The organism is Pseudomonas sp. NPDC089395 (genome assembly GCF_044749525.1).
Lineage (GTDB): Bacteria > Pseudomonadota > Gammaproteobacteria > Pseudomonadales > Pseudomonadaceae > Aquipseudomonas.
Map to the genome: position 1 here is coordinate 264,562 of NZ_JBIVID010000001.1, position 16,336 is coordinate 280,897.

A 16,336-nucleotide genomic window follows, 5' to 3' on the forward strand; every position below is an offset into this window, starting at 1 on the left:
CCTTAAAGGTAATTGGCATTGGCAGCGTCCAGGGTGCCCTGGGCCTGCATGATCAGTTCGCAGAACTCGCGGGCGGCACCTTCGCCGCCGCGCGCCTGGGTCACGCCGTGGGCGTGCTGGCGAACGAATGGCGCGGCATTGGCGACCGCCATGCCCAGGCCCACTCGGCGAATCACCGGCAGGTCTGGCAGGTCATCGCCCAGATAGGCAACCTGTTCATAGCTTAGGCCCAGTTCGGCGAGCAGGCCGTCGAGCACTACCAATTTGTCCTCGCGGCCCTGGAACAGGTGCGGGATGCCGAGGTTTTTCGCTCGACGCTCGACGACCGGGGTCTTGCGTCCGCTGATGATGGCCGTGGTTACGCCCGCGGCCATGAGCATCTTGATGCCGTGGCCATCGAGGGTATTGAAGGTCTTGAACTCGCTGCCGTCCTCGAGAAAGTACAGCCGTCCGTCGGTGAGCACGCCGTCGACATCGAATACGGCGAGCTTGATGGCTTTGCCGCGTTGCAGCAGATCTTGGGTCATTACGAGTTCTCCTTTACATCACGCCTGCGCGCAGCAGGTCGTGCATGTTCAGGGCGCCGGTAGGACGGTCGTCCTTGTCGACGACCACCAGGGCGTTGATCTTGTGGTCTTCCATGATCTTGAGCGCCTCGGCCGCGAGCATTTCGGCGCGTGCGGTCTTGCCGTGCACGGTCATCACTTGGTCGATCAAGGTGGTGTGAATGTCGATGCTGCGATCCAGGCTGCGGCGCAAGTCGCCGTCGGTGAAGATCCCGGCCAGCTTGCCATCCGCTTCCAGGACCACGGTCATGCCCAGGCCCTTGCGGGACATTTCCAGGAGCGCGTCCTTGAGCAGCGTGCCGCGTTGCACCTGTGGCAGCTCGTCGCCCGCGTGCATGACGTTCTCGACCTTGAGCAGCAGGCGTCGGCCCAAGGCTCCGCCTGGGTGCGAGAAGGCGAAGTCCTCGGCGGTGAAGCCACGGGCTTCGAGCAGTGCGATGGCCAGGGCGTCGCCCAGCACCAGTGCTGCGGTGGTGGACGAGGTGGGCGCCAGGTTCAGCGGGCAGGCCTCCTGGGCGACACGGGCGTCGAGGTTGACCTCGGCGGCTTGGGCCAAAGGCGAATCCGGATTGCCGGTCAGGCTGATCAGCTGGATGCCCAGGCGCTTGATCAACGGCAACAGGGTGACGATCTCGGCAGTACTGCCCGAGTTGGAAAGGGCGAGAATGACATCGTCGCGAGTGATCATGCCCATGTCGCCATGGCTGGCTTCGGCCGGGTGCACGAAGAATGCGGGTGTGCCGGTGCTGGCCAAGGTCGCGGCGATCTTGTTGCCGATATGCCCAGACTTGCCCATGCCGACCACCACGACGCGGCCCTTGCTCGCCAGGATCAGTTCGCAAGCCTTGACGAAGTTGGCGTCGATACGGGCCATCAGGCCTTCTACGGCCTCGAGTTCAAGGCGCAGTGTTCGCTGTGCGGATTGGATCAACTCGCTGGATTGGCTCATGTTGAAAAACGATGCCTGATGAAAAGGCGGCGATTATAGCCGCAATGGAAGAAAGCCTCATCCTTTCGATTGCCATCGGAAATGTCGGCAAAGACTGTCATTGGCCTGAACGACTCGTTCCATGGCCTTGGGGCCGCCCTGTTACCGGTGCTATAGTTCGCCGCTATTCGGCCTGCCAGGGGCGCGTGTGCCTTCCTGATGGGGGCCGGCGTCCATAAGGACGAGGCTGCACTAGCAAGGAGTCTAGATGAGTGTGGATAGCGCCTACGCGGTCGAGTTGAAGGGTGTCACCTTCAAGCGCGGTTCGCGCAGCATTTTCAGCAATGTCGACATACGCATTCCGCGTGGCAAGGTCACCGGCATCATGGGGCCGTCGGGTTGCGGCAAGACTACGCTGCTGCGCCTGATGGGCGCGCAACTGCGCCCGGCCAGCGGCGAAGTGTGGGTGGCCGGGCAGAACCTGCCGAGCCTCTCGCGCAGCGACCTGTTCGACGCACGCAAGCAGATGGGTGTGCTGTTCCAGAGCGGCGCGCTGTTCACTGACCTCGATGTGTTCGAGAACGTCGCCTTCCCGTTGCGTGTGCATACGCAGCTGTCGGACGAGATGATCCGTGACATCGTCCTGATGAAGCTGCAGGCCGTGGGCCTGCGCGGTGCCATCGACCTGATGCCCGACGAATTGTCCGGTGGGATGAAGCGCCGGGTGGCACTGGCCAGGGCAATTGCGCTCGATCCACAGATCCTCATGTACGACGAACCGTTCGTCGGCCAGGACCCGATCGCGATGGGCGTGCTGGTGCGCCTGATCCGTCTGCTCAACGATGCGCTGGGCATCACCAGCATCGTGGTGTCCCATGACCTGGCCGAAACCGCCAGCATCGCCGACTACATCTACGTGGTCGGTGATGGGCAGGTGCTGGGCCAAGGTACTCCTGATGAGCTGATGGGGTCGGACAATCCGCGCATTCGCCAGTTCATGAAAGGCGACCCGGATGGCCCGGTGCCGTTCCATTTTCCTGCGCCTGACTACCGCGCCGATCTGTTGGGGGCGCGTTGATGCGTAGAAAATCCTTACTGGAACGAATTCGCCTGCTGGGCCGCTCGGCTATCGACGTGCTGGCGGTGCTCGGGCGCTCCTGCCTGTTCCTGTTCCATGCGTTGGTCGGCCGTGGCGGCATCGGTGGCGGTTTCCAACTGCTGACCAAGCAGTTGTATTCGGTGGGCGTGCTGTCGCTGGCGATTGTGGTCGTGTCCGGTGTGTTCATTGGTATGGTGCTGGCCCTGCAGGGCTACAGTATCCTCACCAAGTACGGTTCCGAGCAGGCGGTCGGGCAGATGGTCGCCCTGACCCTGCTGCGCGAACTGGGGCCAGTGGTCACCGCGCTGCTGTTCGCCGGCCGGGCAGGTTCGGCACTGACGGCCGAGATCGGCAACATGAAGTCCACCGAGCAGCTGTCGAGCCTTGAGATGATCGGCGTCGACCCGCTCAAGTACATCGTCGCACCGCGCTTGTGGGCCGGCTTCATTTCCTTGCCGTTGCTGGCGCTGATCTTCAGCGTGGTTGGCATCTGGGGTGGTTCGTGGGTCGCGGTGGACTGGCTGGGCGTCTACGAAGGCTCGTTCTGGGCGAACATGCAGAACAGTGTTTCCTTTACCGACGACGTGCTCAACGGGCTGGCCAAGAGCCTGGTGTTCGCCTTCGTCACGACCTGGATCGCCGTATTCCAGGGGTACGACTGTGAGCCCACCTCAGAAGGGATCAGCCGTGCCACCACCAAGACCGTGGTCTATGCCTCATTGGCAGTACTGGGTCTGGACTTTATTCTGACCGCCTTGATGTTTGGAGATTTCTGATGCAAAACCGCACCCTGGAAATCGGTGTCGGCCTGTTCCTGCTGGCCGGGATCCTGGCGTTGCTGCTGCTGGCCCTGCGAGTCAGCGGGCTGTCGGCCAGCCCGAGCAGCGATACCTATAAAGTTTATGCGTACTTCGACAATATTGCCGGTTTGACGGTCAGAGCTAAAGTGACCATGGCCGGTGTGACGATCGGCAAGGTCACCGCCATCGATCTGGACCGTGATTCCTACACCGGTCGGGTGACGCTGCAGCTGGACAAAACGGTCGACAACCTGCCGACCGACTCCACTGCCTCGATCCTGACCGCCGGTTTGCTTGGCGAGAAATACATCGGCATCAGTGTCGGCGGCGAAGAAGAAGTGCTCAAGGAAGGTGCAACCATCCATGACACCCAGTCGGCCCTGGTGCTGGAAGATCTGATTGGCAAGTTCCTGCTCAACTCCGTTGGCAAGGAACCGAAAGAAGCGCAACCGGCTAATTAAGGAGTTTCCATGATTTCGATCTTGCGACGTGGCCTGCTGGTCCTGCTGGCAGCTTTCCCCCTGCTGACCCTGGCAGCGCAAACACCCCATGAGGTAGTGCAGAGCACCACCAATGAACTGCTGAGCGATCTCAAGGCCAACAAGGAGCAGTACAAGACCAACCCCAACGCCTTCTACGATGCGCTCAACCGCATCCTGGGCCCGGTGGTCGATGCCGATGGCATTTCCAAGAGCATCATGACCGTCAAGTACTCGCGCAAGGCCACCCCTGAGCAGATGCAGCGCTTCCAGGAAAACTTCAAGCGCAGCCTGATGCAGTTCTATGGCAACGCCCTGCTCGAGTACAACAACCAGGGCATCGTCGTCGATCCGGCCAAGGCTGATGACGGCAAGCGCGCCAGCGTCGGCATGAAGGTCACCGGCAACAACGGTGCCGTGTACCCGGTGCAATACACCCTCGAGAACCTCAGCGGCGAGTGGAAGGTCCGTAACGTCATCGTCAACGGTATCAATGTCGGCAAGCTGTTCCGTGATCAATTCGCCGACGCCATGCAGCGCAACGGCAACAACCTGGACAAGACCATCGACGGCTGGGCCGGCGAAGTGGCCAAGGCCAAGCAAACCGCCGAAACCTCTCCTGACAAGGAAGTGAAATGAGCGAGGCCGGCGTGAGCATGGTCGAGCCGGGCGTGCTGCGCCTGGCCGGCGTGCTGGACTACCGCAGCGGCCCGGTCTTGCGCAAGCAGGGCAAGGCGCTGATCGCCGCAGCCCGCGAGACGCAGCTGGTGCTTGACTGTTCGTCGGTCGAGAAGTCGTCCAGCGTCGGCCTGTCGTTGCTGCTGGCGTTCATGCGTGACGCCCAGGCCGCTGGCAAGGCTTGCGAAGTACGTGGCATGCCGGAAGACATGCGGGAAATTGCCGAGGTCTATGACCTCGACGAAGTACTGGCGAGCTGATGGCTCGTCACTGATGGAGGGCCCCTCGGTCAGCGCGCTCACTCAGTGGGCTTCGCAGGCGAGGGGCTTTTTTGTATGATGGCCGACCCGTGCGCATCGGGCGCCGATTGAGGTTGAGCATGCAGGCCGTAGAAGTTAAGAGCTTCCTTGAAGAGAAATTGCCGGGATCCCGGGTCGAAGTTGAAGGCGAAGGCTGCAACTTCCAGTTGAACGTGATCAGCGACGAATTGGCTGGCCTGAGCCCGGTCAAGCGCCAGCAGGCAATCTATGCTCACCTGAATCCCTGGATCGCCAATGGCAGCATCCATGCGGTAACCATGAAATTTTTCAGCAGCGCAGCCTGGGCTGAGCGCACCTGAGCCAACTTGGCGGCGAGACTCCAATGGACAAACTGATTATTACTGGCGGTGCTCGCCTCGATGGCGAGATCCGCATTTCGGGCGCGAAGAACGCGGCCCTGCCGATTCTGGCGGCGACCCTGCTGGCCGATGGCCCGGTCACCGTGGGCAACCTGCCACACCTGCATGACATCACCACCATGATCGAGCTGTTCGGGCGCATGGGCATCGAGCCTGTGATCGACGAAAAGCTGGCCGTGGAGATCGATCCGCGCACCATCAAGACCCTGGTCGCGCCTTACGAGCTGGTCAAGACCATGCGCGCCTCGATCCTGGTGCTTGGCCCCATGGTCGCGCGCTTCGGCAAGGCCGAAGTCGCCCTGCCGGGTGGCTGCGCCATCGGTTCGCGTCCAGTCGACCTGCACATCCGCGGCCTTGAGGCCATGGGTGCGAAGATCGAAGTGGAAGGCGGCTATATCAAGGCCGAGGCGCCTGAAGGCGGCCTGCGTGGCGCGCACTTCTTCTTCGATACCGTCAGCGTGACCGGTACCGAGAACATCATGATGGCCGCTGCCCTGGCCAAGGGCCGCAGCGTCCTGCAAAACGCCGCGCGCGAGCCGGAAGTGGTCGACCTGGCCAACTTCATCAACGCCATGGGCGGCAAGGTTCAGGGCGCTGGCACCGACACCATCACCATCGATGGCGTGGAGCGCCTGGACTCTGCCAACTATCGCGTCATGCCAGACCGTATCGAGACCGGTACCTACCTGGTTGCCGCTGCCGTGACCGGTGGTCGCGTCAAGGTCAAGGACACTGATCCGACCATCCTCGAAGCGGTGCTGGAGAAGCTCAAGGAAGCGGGTGCCGACATCACCACCGGTGAAGACTGGATCGAGCTGGACATGCACGGCAAGCGGCCTAAAGCCGTCAACCTGCGTACTGCTCCGTACCCGGCGTTCCCGACCGACATGCAGGCGCAGTTCATCTCGCTCAACGCCATTGCCGAAGGCACTGGTGCGGTCATCGAGACGATCTTCGAGAACCGTTTCATGCACGTGTACGAAATGCACCGCATGGGCGCGCAGATCCAGGTCGAGGGCAACACCGCCATCGTTACTGGCGTACCGACGCTCAAGGGCGCTCCGGTGATGGCCACCGACCTGCGTGCTTCCGCCAGCCTGGTGCTGTCGGCGCTGGTCGCCGAAGGCGATACCCTCATCGATCGCATCTACCACATCGACCGTGGCTACGAGTGCATCGAAGAAAAACTGCAGATGCTGGGCGCGAAGATCCGTCGCGTACCGGGCTAGTCATCTGCCTGGGAGCAGGGTGTGGGAGCGGGCTTGCCCCGCGAAGCATCCACCGCTGCGCATGGCACCGGCTTTGCCGGTGTTCGCGGGGCAAGCCCGCTTCCACACACGAATTGAATGCGGCCGGGCCCAGGCCCGGCTGGCAGTAGCCGCTTAAGGACCGACGTTCCAATGTTGACCATCGCGCTTTCCAAAGGCCGCATCCTCGACGATACCCTGCCGTTGCTGGCCGAGGCCGGTATCGTGCCGACCGAGAATCCGGACAAGAGCCGCAAGCTGATCATCCCCACCACGCAGGAAGACGTGCGCCTGCTGATCGTGCGCGCCACCGATGTGCCGACCTATGTCGAGCATGGGGCCGCCGACCTCGGCGTGGCCGGCAAGGACGTGCTGATGGAGTACGGCGGTCAGGGCTTGTACGAGCCGCTGGACCTGCAGATCGCCCGCTGCAAACTGATGACCGCTGGCGTGGTCGGTGCACCGGAGCCCAAGGGTCGCCTGCGCGTGGCCACCAAGTTCGTCAACGTAGCCAAGCGTTACTATGCCGAGCAGGGCCGCCAGGTCGACATCATCAAGCTGTACGGCTCGATGGAGCTGGCACCGCTGATCAACCTCGCCGACAAGATCATCGATGTCGTCGACACCGGCAACACCCTGCGCGCCAACGGCCTGGAACCCCAGGAAATGATCGCCACGATCAGCTCGCGCCTGGTGGTCAACAAGGCCTCCATGAAGATGCAGCACGCCCGGATCCAGAGCCTGATCGACACCCTGCGCAAAGCGGTCGAATCCCGACACCGCGGTTGACTTCTGTGCGCGACCTTCGCTGTCGCGCCCGTCTATCCGCGTCATAGCCATTTTTCTCGGGTGCCCGCGCGGATGGACTGGTAGCTTAGGGCGCCTGAGCATTCGCTAATAATCGAGGCCCTCGCCATGACCGTGTCCACTGCAATTGCCCGTCTCAACGCTGCTGATCCGGATTTCGCCCGACATCTGGATCATCTGCTGAGCTGGGAAAGTGTGTCCGATGACGCGGTCAACCAGCGCGTGCTCGACATCATCAAGGCCGTGCGCGAGCGTGGCGATGCGGCGCTGGTGGAGTTCACCCAGCGTTTCGATGGTGTCGATGCGAAATCCATCGACGACCTGATCCTGGGTCGCGAGCGCCTGGAGCTGGCCCTGACTCGAATCACGCCAACCCAGCGCGAAGCGCTGGAGAAGGCTGCTGACCGTGTGCGTATGTACCACGAGCGGCAGAAGCAGGACTCCTGGCAGTACACCGAGGCTGACGGCACCGTGCTGGGCCAGAAAGTCACCCCGTTGGACCGTGCCGGCCTGTACGTACCGGGCGGCAAGGCGTCGTACCCGTCGTCGGTGCTGATGAACGCCATTCCGGCCAAGGTCGCTGGCGTCACCGAAGTGGTGATGGTGGTGCCGACCCCGCGTGGCGAGATCAACGAGTTGGTGCTGGCCGCAGCCTGCATTGCCGGTGTCGACCGCGTATTCACCGTCGGTGGTGCCCAGGCAGTGGCGGCGCTGGCCTACGGCACCGAAAGCGTACCGCAGGTGGACAAGATCGTCGGCCCGGGCAACATCTACGTGGCCACTGCCAAGCGCCATGTGTTCGGCCAGGTCGGTATCGACATGATCGCCGGCCCTTCGGAAATCCTCGTGGTGTGCGACGGCCAGACCGACCCGGACTGGATCGCCATGGACCTGTTCTCCCAGGCCGAGCACGATGAAGATGCCCAGGCCATTCTGGTCAGCCCTGATGCGGCATTCCTCGACCGCGTAGCCGCCAGCATCGACAAGTTGCTGCCGACCATGGAACGCGCCGAGATCATCGAGAAATCCATCAATGGCCGCGGTGCGCTGATTCAGGTACGCGACATGCAGCAGGCCATCGAGGTGGCGAACCGTATCGCTCCCGAGCACCTGGAGCTGTCGGTTGCCGACCCGCAGGCCTGGCTGCCGCAGATCCGCCATGCCGGCGCGATCTTCATGGGTCGCCACACCAGCGAAGCGCTGGGCGACTACTGCGCCGGCCCCAACCACGTGCTGCCGACCTCCGGCACTGCGCGGTTCTCGTCGCCGCTGGGCGTTTACGACTTCCAGAAGCGTTCGTCGATCATCTTCTGCTCCGAGCAGGGCGCATCCGAACTTGGCCACACCGCTTCGGTACTGGCCCGCGGCGAATCGCTGACCGCCCACGCCCGTAGCGCCGAATACCGTATCCTGACCCAAGACAAGGGGAACTGAGCATGAGTCGATTCTGGAGCCCCTTCGTCAAGGACCTGGTGCCTTACGTGCCGGGCGAGCAGCCCAAGCTGGCCCGGCTGGTCAAGCTGAACACCAACGAGAACCCCTATGGCCCGTCGCCCAAGGCGCTGGAAGCCATGCGTGCCGAACTCAACGACAACCTGCGCCTGTACCCGGACCCTAACAGCGACCGGCTCAAGCAGGCAGTGGCCGAGTATTACGATGTAACGCCCGCACAGGTTTTCGTCGGCAACGGTTCGGACGAGGTGCTGGCGCACATCTTCCACGGCCTGTTCCAGCACGGCGGTCCGCTGCTGTTCCCGGACGTCAGCTACAGCTTCTACCCGGTGTACTGTGGCCTGTACGGCATCCCGTTCGAGCAGGTGCCGCTGGACGAGCAGTTCCAGATCCGTGTGCAGGACTACAGCAAGCCCAACGCCGGCATCATCTTCCCCAACCCCAACGCGCCGACCGGTTGCCTGTTGCCGCTGCAGGCGATCGAGCAGATGCTGCAGGCCAACCGTGATTCGGTGATGGTGGTGGACGAAGCCTACATCGACTTTGGTGGCGAGACGGCCATCAGCCTGGTGGGGCGCTACGACAACCTGCTGGTTACCCAGACCCTGTCGAAATCGCGCTCGCTGGCCGGTTTGCGCGTTGGCCTGGCGGTCGGCCACCCAGACCTGATCGAGGCGCTGGAACGGATCAAGAACAGCTTCAACTCCTACCCGCTGGACCGCATGGCGATCGTTGGCGCCGCTGCGGCCTTCGAAGACCAGGCCTATTTCGAAGCGACTTGCCGCCAGGTGATCGAGAGCCGCGAGGTGCTCGTCGAGCAGCTGACAGCCAAGGGCTTCGAGGTGCTGCCGTCGGCCGCCAACTTCATCTTCGCCCGCCATCCGCAGCAGGATGCGGCGCAGTTGGCTGCGCGCCTGCGTGAACAGGGGGTGATCGTGCGCCACTTCAAGCAGCAGCGCATTGCCCAGTTCCTGCGCATCACCATCGGAACGCCGGAAATGAACCAGGCGTTGATCGACGCGTTGGCTTGATTGTCATCGGGGCCGCCCGGCGGCCCCGATGCTCAGTGGCCATTTCCGGCGCTGCCGTTCACCTTCAAACCTGCGTTGTGTGGGCCCGTTTCATCCACGATCGGCGTGCCGTCGAGTTCCCATTCAGGCAGTAGCTCAATCCCCATATGTCGCAGCACGGTCGGTGCAACCGACGTTTGCGCGGCATGCCGGTACAGACCGTTGAAACCAGGGTTGTCTTCGCCGTTACCGGGAGCGCTCAACCCTGCGTTCAGTGCCTTGTTGCTGGCAATGAATACGGTCTTTTCCTGCTCCGTGGCGCCGCCATGGTCTTTGCCCCGTGAGTCGCGGCCATGGTCTGTGCTGACGATCACCAGCCAATCTTCCTGGGGCTGCTTGTTGGCACGTGCCTCGACCTTGTCCAGCAGTCGCCCAACCCGGTCGTCAGCCTCGCGCAGGGCCAATTGATAACCTGCGCCGAAGCCGCTGCTGTGGCCAACCTGATCGGGTTCATCGAGATGGATGAAGGTAAAGTCCGCCGCTTGGCTGTCGAGGATTTGCAGTGCCCGCACGGTCACCTGTTCATCGCTCAAGCCGCTTTCGCGCACATCGTTGTCCCGGGCATCCTCAAGCAAGAATGCAGTATTGATGGGTGACCAGTTCACCACGCTGGCCAGATAGGCATTGGGCAGCGCCTGGTGCAGCCGTTTGAACAGGCTGGGATATGCAGGGTTGACTCGCTGTGACTCGATATTGGCGGTGACGCCATGCTTGTTCGCCCAAACGCCGGTGAGCAAGGTCATCCAGCCGGGGCCGCTGAGCGTCGCCTGCTCACTGGCTTGCCCAGTGATGCCGCCGGTATAGGCCAGGGTGTAATGCAGGCGCCGCTTGAGCTGAGTGTCGTCACCCAGTGCCTCGTATTGCTGAAGCTGAACGCCATCGATGCCGATCAGTAGCGTCTTGGGGTGCTTGGTCGCAGGCTCTGCACCACAAGCTGCGAGCAGTAGGCAAGCCACCAGCAAGCTGGTCATCCGCATGGCGATGTCTCCCTGAGTGTGTAGCCGCGAGGGTTACAACAAAACGTAGCAGCCGCAACTGATGGAAATGCCAGTTGCATTGAAGTCTGTGGAGTGTTTCAGTAAGCTTCTCAAATTCATCGGATGATTGGTTGAGTATCATGAGCAGCGAATTGCCCCGGCGTTCCTTGGTCGAGCTGGCCGTCGAACGCATGCGCGAACGCATCCTTCAGGGCGACTGGCAAGTGGGCGAGCGATTGCCGACCGAGCCTGTGCTGGCGGTTGAGATGGGCATCAGCCGCAATACCGTGCGCGAAGCCATGCGCGTGTTGGCATTCAGCGGCCTGGTGGAAATCCGTCAGGGTGACGGCAGTTACCTGCGTACCTGCCAGGACCCGTTGCAAGCCGTGCTGGCCATGTCTCGCTGTACGCCCGAGCAGGCTCGGGAAACCCGGCACATTCTGGAAAGCGAAGCCATTGGCCTGGCGGCGCTGCGACGCACAGACGAGGACTTGCGCGGCTTGCGTGAAGCCCTGCAGGCCAGCGCGGGGCACTTTCATGGCGACGTCAATGCCTATGTCAGCTGCGATCTGGTGTTTCACCAGCGCTTGATCGATGCCGCGCACAATCCGGCGCTGAGCGAGTTGTACCGTTATTTCTCGGGTGTCGTCAGCGCGGCGTTGCAGCACAACATGGCCACCGTGCCACGCTGCCAGGCGACTTTCGACCTGCATGGGCAGATCCTCGCTGCCATCGAACAACGCGATGCGGAGCAGGCCAAGCGCCTGAGCCGCACGCTCATAGAATCCTGACCACGAGAAGGCCATGGCTGAACCAATGACCCGCGAGCGAGAGCTCGATGAACTGCTGATCGATGCCGAAGCCGACGATGAGCAAGTGCAGCAACAGGCTGTTGTGCTGCGCCGGCCCTGGCTATTGCTGCTGGGGCTGGTGCTGGTGGCACTGAACCTGCGCCCAGCGCTGTCGAGCATGGCGCCTGTACTCGGCCAGGTGTCCGAGGGCTTGGGCTTGAGCGCCTCGCAAGCCGGCCTGCTGACCACCCTGCCGGTGCTCTGCCTGGGGCTGTTCGCACCGCTGGCGCCGGTCCTAGCGCGGCGCTTTGGCAGCGAGCGGGTGATCCTTGGCATCTTGTTGATCCTGGCCCTGGGCATCCTGGTGCGCAGTGCGCTGGGCGCGGTCGGGGTGTTCGTGGGTAGCCTGATGGCTGGTGCCAGCATCGGCATCATCGGCGTGTTGTTGCCGGGTATCGTCAAGCGCGATTTCCCGCAGCATGCCGGGACCTTGACCGGGGTCTATACCATGGCCCTGTGCCTGGGCGCGGCCATGGCTGCTGGCGCCACGGTGCCGCTGAGCACGCATTTCGCCGACAGCTGGGCACTTGGCCTGGGTTTCTGGATGCTGCCGGCGCTGCTGGCGATGCTGGTCTGGCTGCCCCAGGCGCGCCAGGGCCATGGCCTGCACAAGGTGGCCTATCGGGTGCGCGGGCTGTGGCGTGATCCGCTGGCCTGGCAAGTCACCCTGTACATGGGCTTGCAGTCATCCTTGGCCTATATCGTCTTTGGCTGGTTGCCGTCGATCCTCATCGGTCGCGGCCTGAGCCCGACCGAGGCCGGGCTGGTGCTGTCCGGCTCGGTGATCGTGCAGCTGATCAGCTCGCTGAGTGCGCCGTGGCTGGCGACGCGGGGCAAGGACCAGCGTCTGGCTATCGTGATCGTGATGCTGGTCACCCTGGCGGGCCTGTTCGGTTGCCTGTATGCGCCAATCGAAGGGCTGTGGGGCTGGGCGGTACTGCTGGGGTTGGGGCAGGGCGGTACCTTCGCCCTGGCATTGACGCTGATCGTGTTGCGCTCGAAGGACGCCCATGTGGCGGCGAACCTGTCGAGCATGGCGCAGGGTGTGGGTTATACGCTGGCGTCCATGGGGCCGTTCGCGGTGGGGCTGGTGCATGACTTGACCGGCGGCTGGGACGCGGTGGGGTGGATTTTCGCCGTGCTGGGGGTGGGGGCCATCGTGTTCGGGCTTGGGGCTGGGCGGGCGCTGCATGTGCAGGTGACTTGCGAAAAACTCTGAGGTCTGTCAGGCCCTATCGCCGGCTTGCCGGCGATAGGGCCGGTACTGGCATACACATGCGGGGCAGATTATCGTGCTGCTTTCAACCGCCAGGAGGGCCTCGCCCATGAGCGACGCCAATCGTGACCTGATCACCCGCTTCTACCAGGCCTTCCAGCGTCTGGATGCCGAGGCGATGGTGGCCTGCTACAGCGACGACATCGTCTTCAGCGACCCTGTCTTCGGCACCTTGCGTGGGCGTGATGCCGGTGACATGTGGCGCATGCTCACCGCCCGGGCCAAGGAGTTTTCCCTGACCTTCGATCAGGTCCGTGCCGACGCGGGCAGCGGCTGCGCCCACTGGGTGGCGACCTACCTGTTCAGCCAGACGGGCCGCATTGTCATCAACGATATCCAGGCGCGCTTCGTCATCCGTGACGGCCTTATCTGTGAGCATGACGACAGCTTTGACCTGTGGCGCTGGTCGCGGCAGGCGCTGGGCATGCCTGGTGTGTTGCTTGGCTGGTCGCCCATGCTGCAGAACAAGGTACGTCAGCAGGCCTTCAAAGGCCTGCGCGATTTCCAGCAGCGTCAGGGGACGGCAACGGCTTGATCGCTATCGTGGTAGCTGAAGGCTGTGCGATCCTCGAGTGAGCGTGGCAGGCGAATGCGAATGACCGGTATGAAGGTGTCGTTGGTCTCATACCAGTCGCGTTGGTCCGCCTGGGCCTGTTCCAGTGCGGCGTCTGGTCCTTCGATGTAGAAGAACGACTGGATCGGCAGCTTGCTCGATTGCGCCTCGTCCCACGCGCCGATCATCACTTCGTTCCACGGGAACGGCAGTTCAGCGGCGAACAGTTGCTTGACGCGCAAGCTCTGGAAAAACGCATCTGCCCGTTCGGGTACCCGCGATCGTTGGATATCGAATGCACATTGGCGCTTGTAGTCACCCGTGAGCCGGTACTGTGCAATCCAATCCTCAGCTTTGGTAATGCCTAGCGCGTGGCAGGGCTTTTCCCGTTCGGCGCTCTGCCGGTTGTCACCACAGCCTCGGCTGTCACGCTCCCAGGTATCCCCATCGGTAGGGAAGGCGCACAGCATTTCATAGTGCAATGAACCTTGGGGGCGTTGCAGCAACGGGTACAGGGTGAAGCCACTGCGGCCGTCTGCGGCGAGTTGGGGAGTGGGAATATCGGCGCGCAGGTAGGAGAATGACACGCCACCCTTGACCCTGGAGTTCGGGCTGTGGTGCCAGGTGTGATACTTCGGGGAGGGGAGCGTCGACCTCAACAGCACGCCGGAACAGGCATGGGCAGGCACAGCATTGCCTGGGCATTGTTGCGGGGTGGCGTCGTAGTTCTGCTGCAGGTGTTGTGCGGTCTGTGCGCCGATCGATGCATTGGCGCCGTTTGCAGGGGCTGACAACGTTGTCAGGAGCAGCAGTTGCGCTAGTGTGCGGTACATGATGAAGCCCTCGATCAAGTGGGGGCTCACCAAATTAATGATGGAAAGAGCAAGCGTCGTGAGTGAACAACTGCCGGAACAGGTAGCGAAACCCTGGTATGTCTACCTGGTGCGGGCCGCCAACGGCTCGCTGTACTGCGGCATCAGCGATGACCCGCAGCGGCGCTTCGTGGCGCACCAGAAGGGGCAGGGGGCGCGTTATTTCAAGACCAGCCCGGCGCAGGCATTGGTCTATGTCGAGCAGTGGCCGGACAAGGGCGAGGCCCTGCGTCAGGAGCGCCTGGTGAAGAAACTGCGCAAGTCGGCGAAGGAGGCGTTGGTCGCCTCCTATGCGGGCAGCTGATCAGTCCTTGCGGCGCTTGAGCTGATCTATCAGCTGCGTCGGCAGCCCCTTGATGATCAAGGTGCCGGCGGTCTCGTCGTATTCCACCTTGTCCCCCAGCAAGTGCGCTTCGAAGCTGATCGACAGGCCTTCGGCGCGGCCGGTGAAGCGGCGGAACTGGTTGAGGGTGCGTTTGTCCGCCGGGATTTCCGGCGACAGGCCGTAGTCCTTGTTGCGGATGTGGTCGTAGAACGCCTTGGGGCGGTCCTCGTCGATCAGGCTGGACAGTTCTTCCAGGGTCACCGGTTCGCCCAGCTTGGTCTGGGTGGTGGCGTAGTCGACCAGGGTCTGGGTCTTTTCACGGGCAGACGCTTCGGGCAGGTCCTCGCTTTCGACGAAATCGCTGAATGCCTTGAGCAGGGTGCGGGTTTCCCCTGGGCCATCGACACCTTCCTGGCAACCGATGAAGTCGCGGAAATAGTCGGAGACTTTCTTGCCGTTCTTGCCTTTGATGAACGAGATGTACTGCTTGGAGTTCTGGTTGTTCTTCCACTCCGACAAGTTGACGCGCGCCGCCAGGTGCAACTGGCCCAGGTCCAGATGGCGCGAGGGTGTCACATCCAGTTCGGCGTTCACCGCCACACCTTCACTGTGGTGCAGCAGGGCGATCGCCAGGTAGTCGGTCATGCCTTGCTGGTAGTGGGCGAAGAGAATGTGGCCGCCCGTGGAGAGGTTGGATTCTTCCATCAGCTTCTGCAGGTGTTCGACGGCTACCCGGCTGAAGGCCGCAAAGTCCTTTTCGTCTTCCAGGTATTGCTTGAGCCAGCCGCTCAGTGGGTAGGCGCCCGATTCGCCGTGGAAGAATCCCCAGGCTTTGCCCTGTTTGGCGTTGTAGCTGTCGTTGAGGTCGGCCAGCAGGTTCTCGATGGCGTCCGATGCCGCAAGCTCCGTGTCCCGTGCGTGGAGCACGGCGGGGCTGCCATCGGGCTTCTTGTCGATCAGGTGAACGATGCAGTGACGGATTGGCATGGGGGTCTCGGCGAGTCTGGGGCGGTCAGGGGCCGCGCTGCAAAAGGGGTCAAGTTTACCCCAGGTCACAGGTGGCGCAGTGGCCGGATGTTGGCTGAAATGCCTGTTGTTCGTTTTTTGTTCAATTTTGCGCGTTTTCGGCTGAAACCCCCGAAAAACCTGCATAAAAACGAAGCGGGCAGCGGATATTTATCCATTCCTGTGGTAGCTTTGCGCGGTCTTGCGCACCTCGGGTGGCGCATTGCTGGCAGCGTACTCACGCCGTGTCGAACCAAACGCCGATTTGCGTATCTACATGCGCGATTGGCGCGGCCCTCCACTTTTCAGGGGCTGGCCCGATAACGTCGTAGAACGCTGCATAACCACTGAATTTGATAGGGAAGGAACATCACCATGGCATTGACCAAAGACCAACTGATTGCCGACATCGCCGAAGCTATCGACGCGCCGAAAACCACTGCTCGCAACGCACTGGAGCAACTGGGCCAGATCGTTGCCGACCAACTGGAAAACGGCGCTGAAATCACCCTGCCAGGCATTGGCAAGCTGAAAGTCTCCGAGCGTCCTGCCCGTACCGGCCGCAACCCTTCGACTGGCGCCGCCATCGAAATCGCTGCCAAGAAAGTCGTCAAGTTCGTTCCGGCCAAAGCCCTGAGCGACTCCATCAACAAGTAATTGTTGAGGCGTTGA

The 16,336-nt window shown here is 62.3% G+C and carries 19 protein-coding genes and 1 pseudogene; 15 read left to right on the forward strand and 5 right to left on the reverse strand.

Annotated elements, in window-relative coordinates; all coding sequences use genetic code 11:
- Positions 1–2 precede the first annotated feature (2 nt).
- Entirely contained in the window at positions 3–527 is a 525-nt protein-coding gene (locus tag ACIPZG_RS01220) for an HAD family hydrolase (protein WP_008092466.1), read from the reverse strand.
- Positions 528–540: 13 nt separating this feature from the next.
- Positions 541–1,515, reverse strand: a complete 975-nt coding sequence (locus ACIPZG_RS01225; RefSeq protein WP_400709379.1) for a KpsF/GutQ family sugar-phosphate isomerase — start codon at positions 1,513–1,515, stop codon at positions 541–543.
- A gap of 247 nt (positions 1,516–1,762) precedes the next feature.
- Between ACIPZG_RS01225 and ACIPZG_RS01230 the strand changes: the two genes are divergently transcribed.
- The 10 genes from ACIPZG_RS01230 to hisC all read left to right on the forward strand — a co-directional run bounded on the left by ACIPZG_RS01230 (position 1,763) and on the right by hisC (position 9,766).
- Positions 1,763–2,572: an ATP-binding cassette domain-containing protein gene (locus tag ACIPZG_RS01230; protein ID WP_008092462.1), complete on the forward strand. Its 810-nt coding sequence runs from the start codon at positions 1,763–1,765 to the stop codon at positions 2,570–2,572.
- Positions 2,572–3,369, forward strand: coding sequence for a lipid asymmetry maintenance ABC transporter permease subunit MlaE (mlaE, locus tag ACIPZG_RS01235; protein ID WP_008092460.1), 798 nt, complete (start codon positions 2,572–2,574; stop codon positions 3,367–3,369). Before ACIPZG_RS01230 ends, mlaE begins: the two co-directional genes overlap by 1 nt.
- A complete protein-coding gene (gene mlaD / locus ACIPZG_RS01240; RefSeq protein ID WP_008092458.1) occupies positions 3,369–3,854 on the forward strand; it encodes an outer membrane lipid asymmetry maintenance protein MlaD in 486 nt (161 codons plus the stop codon). Before mlaE ends, mlaD begins: the two co-directional genes overlap by 1 nt.
- Before the next feature lie 9 nt (positions 3,855–3,863).
- A complete protein-coding gene (locus ACIPZG_RS01245) occupies positions 3,864–4,511 on the forward strand; it encodes a phospholipid-binding protein MlaC (RefSeq protein WP_400709382.1) in 648 nt (215 codons plus the stop codon).
- Complete coding sequence (locus tag ACIPZG_RS01250) at positions 4,508–4,810, forward strand: lipid asymmetry maintenance protein MlaB (RefSeq protein WP_400709385.1); 303 nt, start codon at positions 4,508–4,510, stop codon at positions 4,808–4,810. Before ACIPZG_RS01245 ends, ACIPZG_RS01250 begins: the two co-directional genes overlap by 4 nt.
- 119 nt (positions 4,811–4,929) lie before the next feature.
- The gene (locus tag ACIPZG_RS01255; protein ID WP_003255121.1) at positions 4,930–5,169 is read left to right on the forward strand and encodes a BolA family protein; all 240 of its coding nucleotides are present in this window, start codon (positions 4,930–4,932) and stop codon (positions 5,167–5,169) included.
- Between the two features lie 23 nt (positions 5,170–5,192).
- Positions 5,193–6,458 carry a UDP-N-acetylglucosamine 1-carboxyvinyltransferase gene (gene murA, locus ACIPZG_RS01260; protein ID WP_008092432.1) on the forward strand — a complete coding sequence of 422 codons (1,266 nt, stop codon included), beginning with the start codon at positions 5,193–5,195 and terminating at the stop codon, positions 6,456–6,458.
- A 171-nt stretch (positions 6,459–6,629) separates the two neighbouring features.
- On the forward strand, positions 6,630–7,265 hold the full coding sequence (gene hisG / locus ACIPZG_RS01265) for an ATP phosphoribosyltransferase (RefSeq protein ID WP_400639140.1): 636 nt from the start codon (positions 6,630–6,632) through the stop codon (positions 7,263–7,265).
- 126 nt (positions 7,266–7,391) lie between these two features.
- Positions 7,392–8,717 carry a histidinol dehydrogenase gene (hisD, locus tag ACIPZG_RS01270; protein ID WP_400639141.1) on the forward strand — a complete coding sequence of 442 codons (1,326 nt, stop codon included), beginning with the start codon at positions 7,392–7,394 and terminating at the stop codon, positions 8,715–8,717.
- Between the two features lie 2 nt (positions 8,718–8,719).
- Positions 8,720–9,766: a histidinol-phosphate transaminase gene (gene hisC / locus ACIPZG_RS01275; RefSeq protein ID WP_400709388.1), complete on the forward strand. Its 1,047-nt coding sequence runs from the start codon at positions 8,720–8,722 to the stop codon at positions 9,764–9,766.
- A gap of 71 nt (positions 9,767–9,837) precedes the next feature.
- Here the strand turns inward: hisC and ACIPZG_RS01280 are convergent.
- Positions 9,838–10,782: pseudogene (locus ACIPZG_RS01280) on the reverse strand (alkaline phosphatase family protein); the annotation flags it as partial.
- Between the two features lie 140 nt (positions 10,783–10,922).
- On the opposite strand from ACIPZG_RS01280, the gene ACIPZG_RS01285 reads away from it, so the two are divergent.
- From ACIPZG_RS01285 to ACIPZG_RS01295, 3 genes are all read left to right on the forward strand, one after another.
- A complete protein-coding gene (locus ACIPZG_RS01285; protein ID WP_400709391.1) occupies positions 10,923–11,573 on the forward strand; it encodes a FadR/GntR family transcriptional regulator in 651 nt (216 codons plus the stop codon).
- Between the two features lie 13 nt (positions 11,574–11,586).
- Positions 11,587–12,852 (forward strand): CynX/NimT family MFS transporter, encoded by a 1,266-nt coding sequence (locus tag ACIPZG_RS01290; RefSeq protein ID WP_400709394.1) that lies wholly within the window; start codon positions 11,587–11,589, stop codon positions 12,850–12,852.
- A 106-nt stretch (positions 12,853–12,958) separates the two neighbouring features.
- Positions 12,959–13,444, forward strand: coding sequence for a nuclear transport factor 2 family protein (locus tag ACIPZG_RS01295; protein WP_400709397.1), 486 nt, complete (start codon positions 12,959–12,961; stop codon positions 13,442–13,444).
- On the opposite strand, the gene ACIPZG_RS01300 is transcribed toward ACIPZG_RS01295, so the two are convergent.
- Positions 13,423–14,295, reverse strand: a complete 873-nt coding sequence (locus ACIPZG_RS01300; protein ID WP_400709400.1) for a hypothetical protein — start codon at positions 14,293–14,295, stop codon at positions 13,423–13,425. The two genes, ACIPZG_RS01295 and ACIPZG_RS01300, sit on opposite strands and share 22 nt — an antisense overlap.
- Before the next feature lie 40 nt (positions 14,296–14,335).
- Here ACIPZG_RS01300 and ACIPZG_RS01305 point away from each other — a divergent pair, with 40 nt between their 5' ends.
- A complete protein-coding gene (locus ACIPZG_RS01305) occupies positions 14,336–14,638 on the forward strand; it encodes a GIY-YIG nuclease family protein (RefSeq protein ID WP_400709403.1) in 303 nt (100 codons plus the stop codon).
- Here ACIPZG_RS01305 and yejK read toward each other — a convergent pair whose 3' ends face one another.
- Positions 14,639–15,646, reverse strand: coding sequence for a nucleoid-associated protein YejK (yejK, locus tag ACIPZG_RS01310; RefSeq protein ID WP_400709406.1), 1,008 nt, complete (start codon positions 15,644–15,646; stop codon positions 14,639–14,641).
- A gap of 393 nt (positions 15,647–16,039) precedes the next feature.
- On the opposite strand from yejK, the gene ACIPZG_RS01315 reads away from it, so the two are divergent.
- Complete coding sequence (locus ACIPZG_RS01315; RefSeq protein ID WP_008098055.1) at positions 16,040–16,321, forward strand: HU family DNA-binding protein; 282 nt, start codon at positions 16,040–16,042, stop codon at positions 16,319–16,321.
- Positions 16,322–16,336 lie beyond the last annotated feature (15 nt).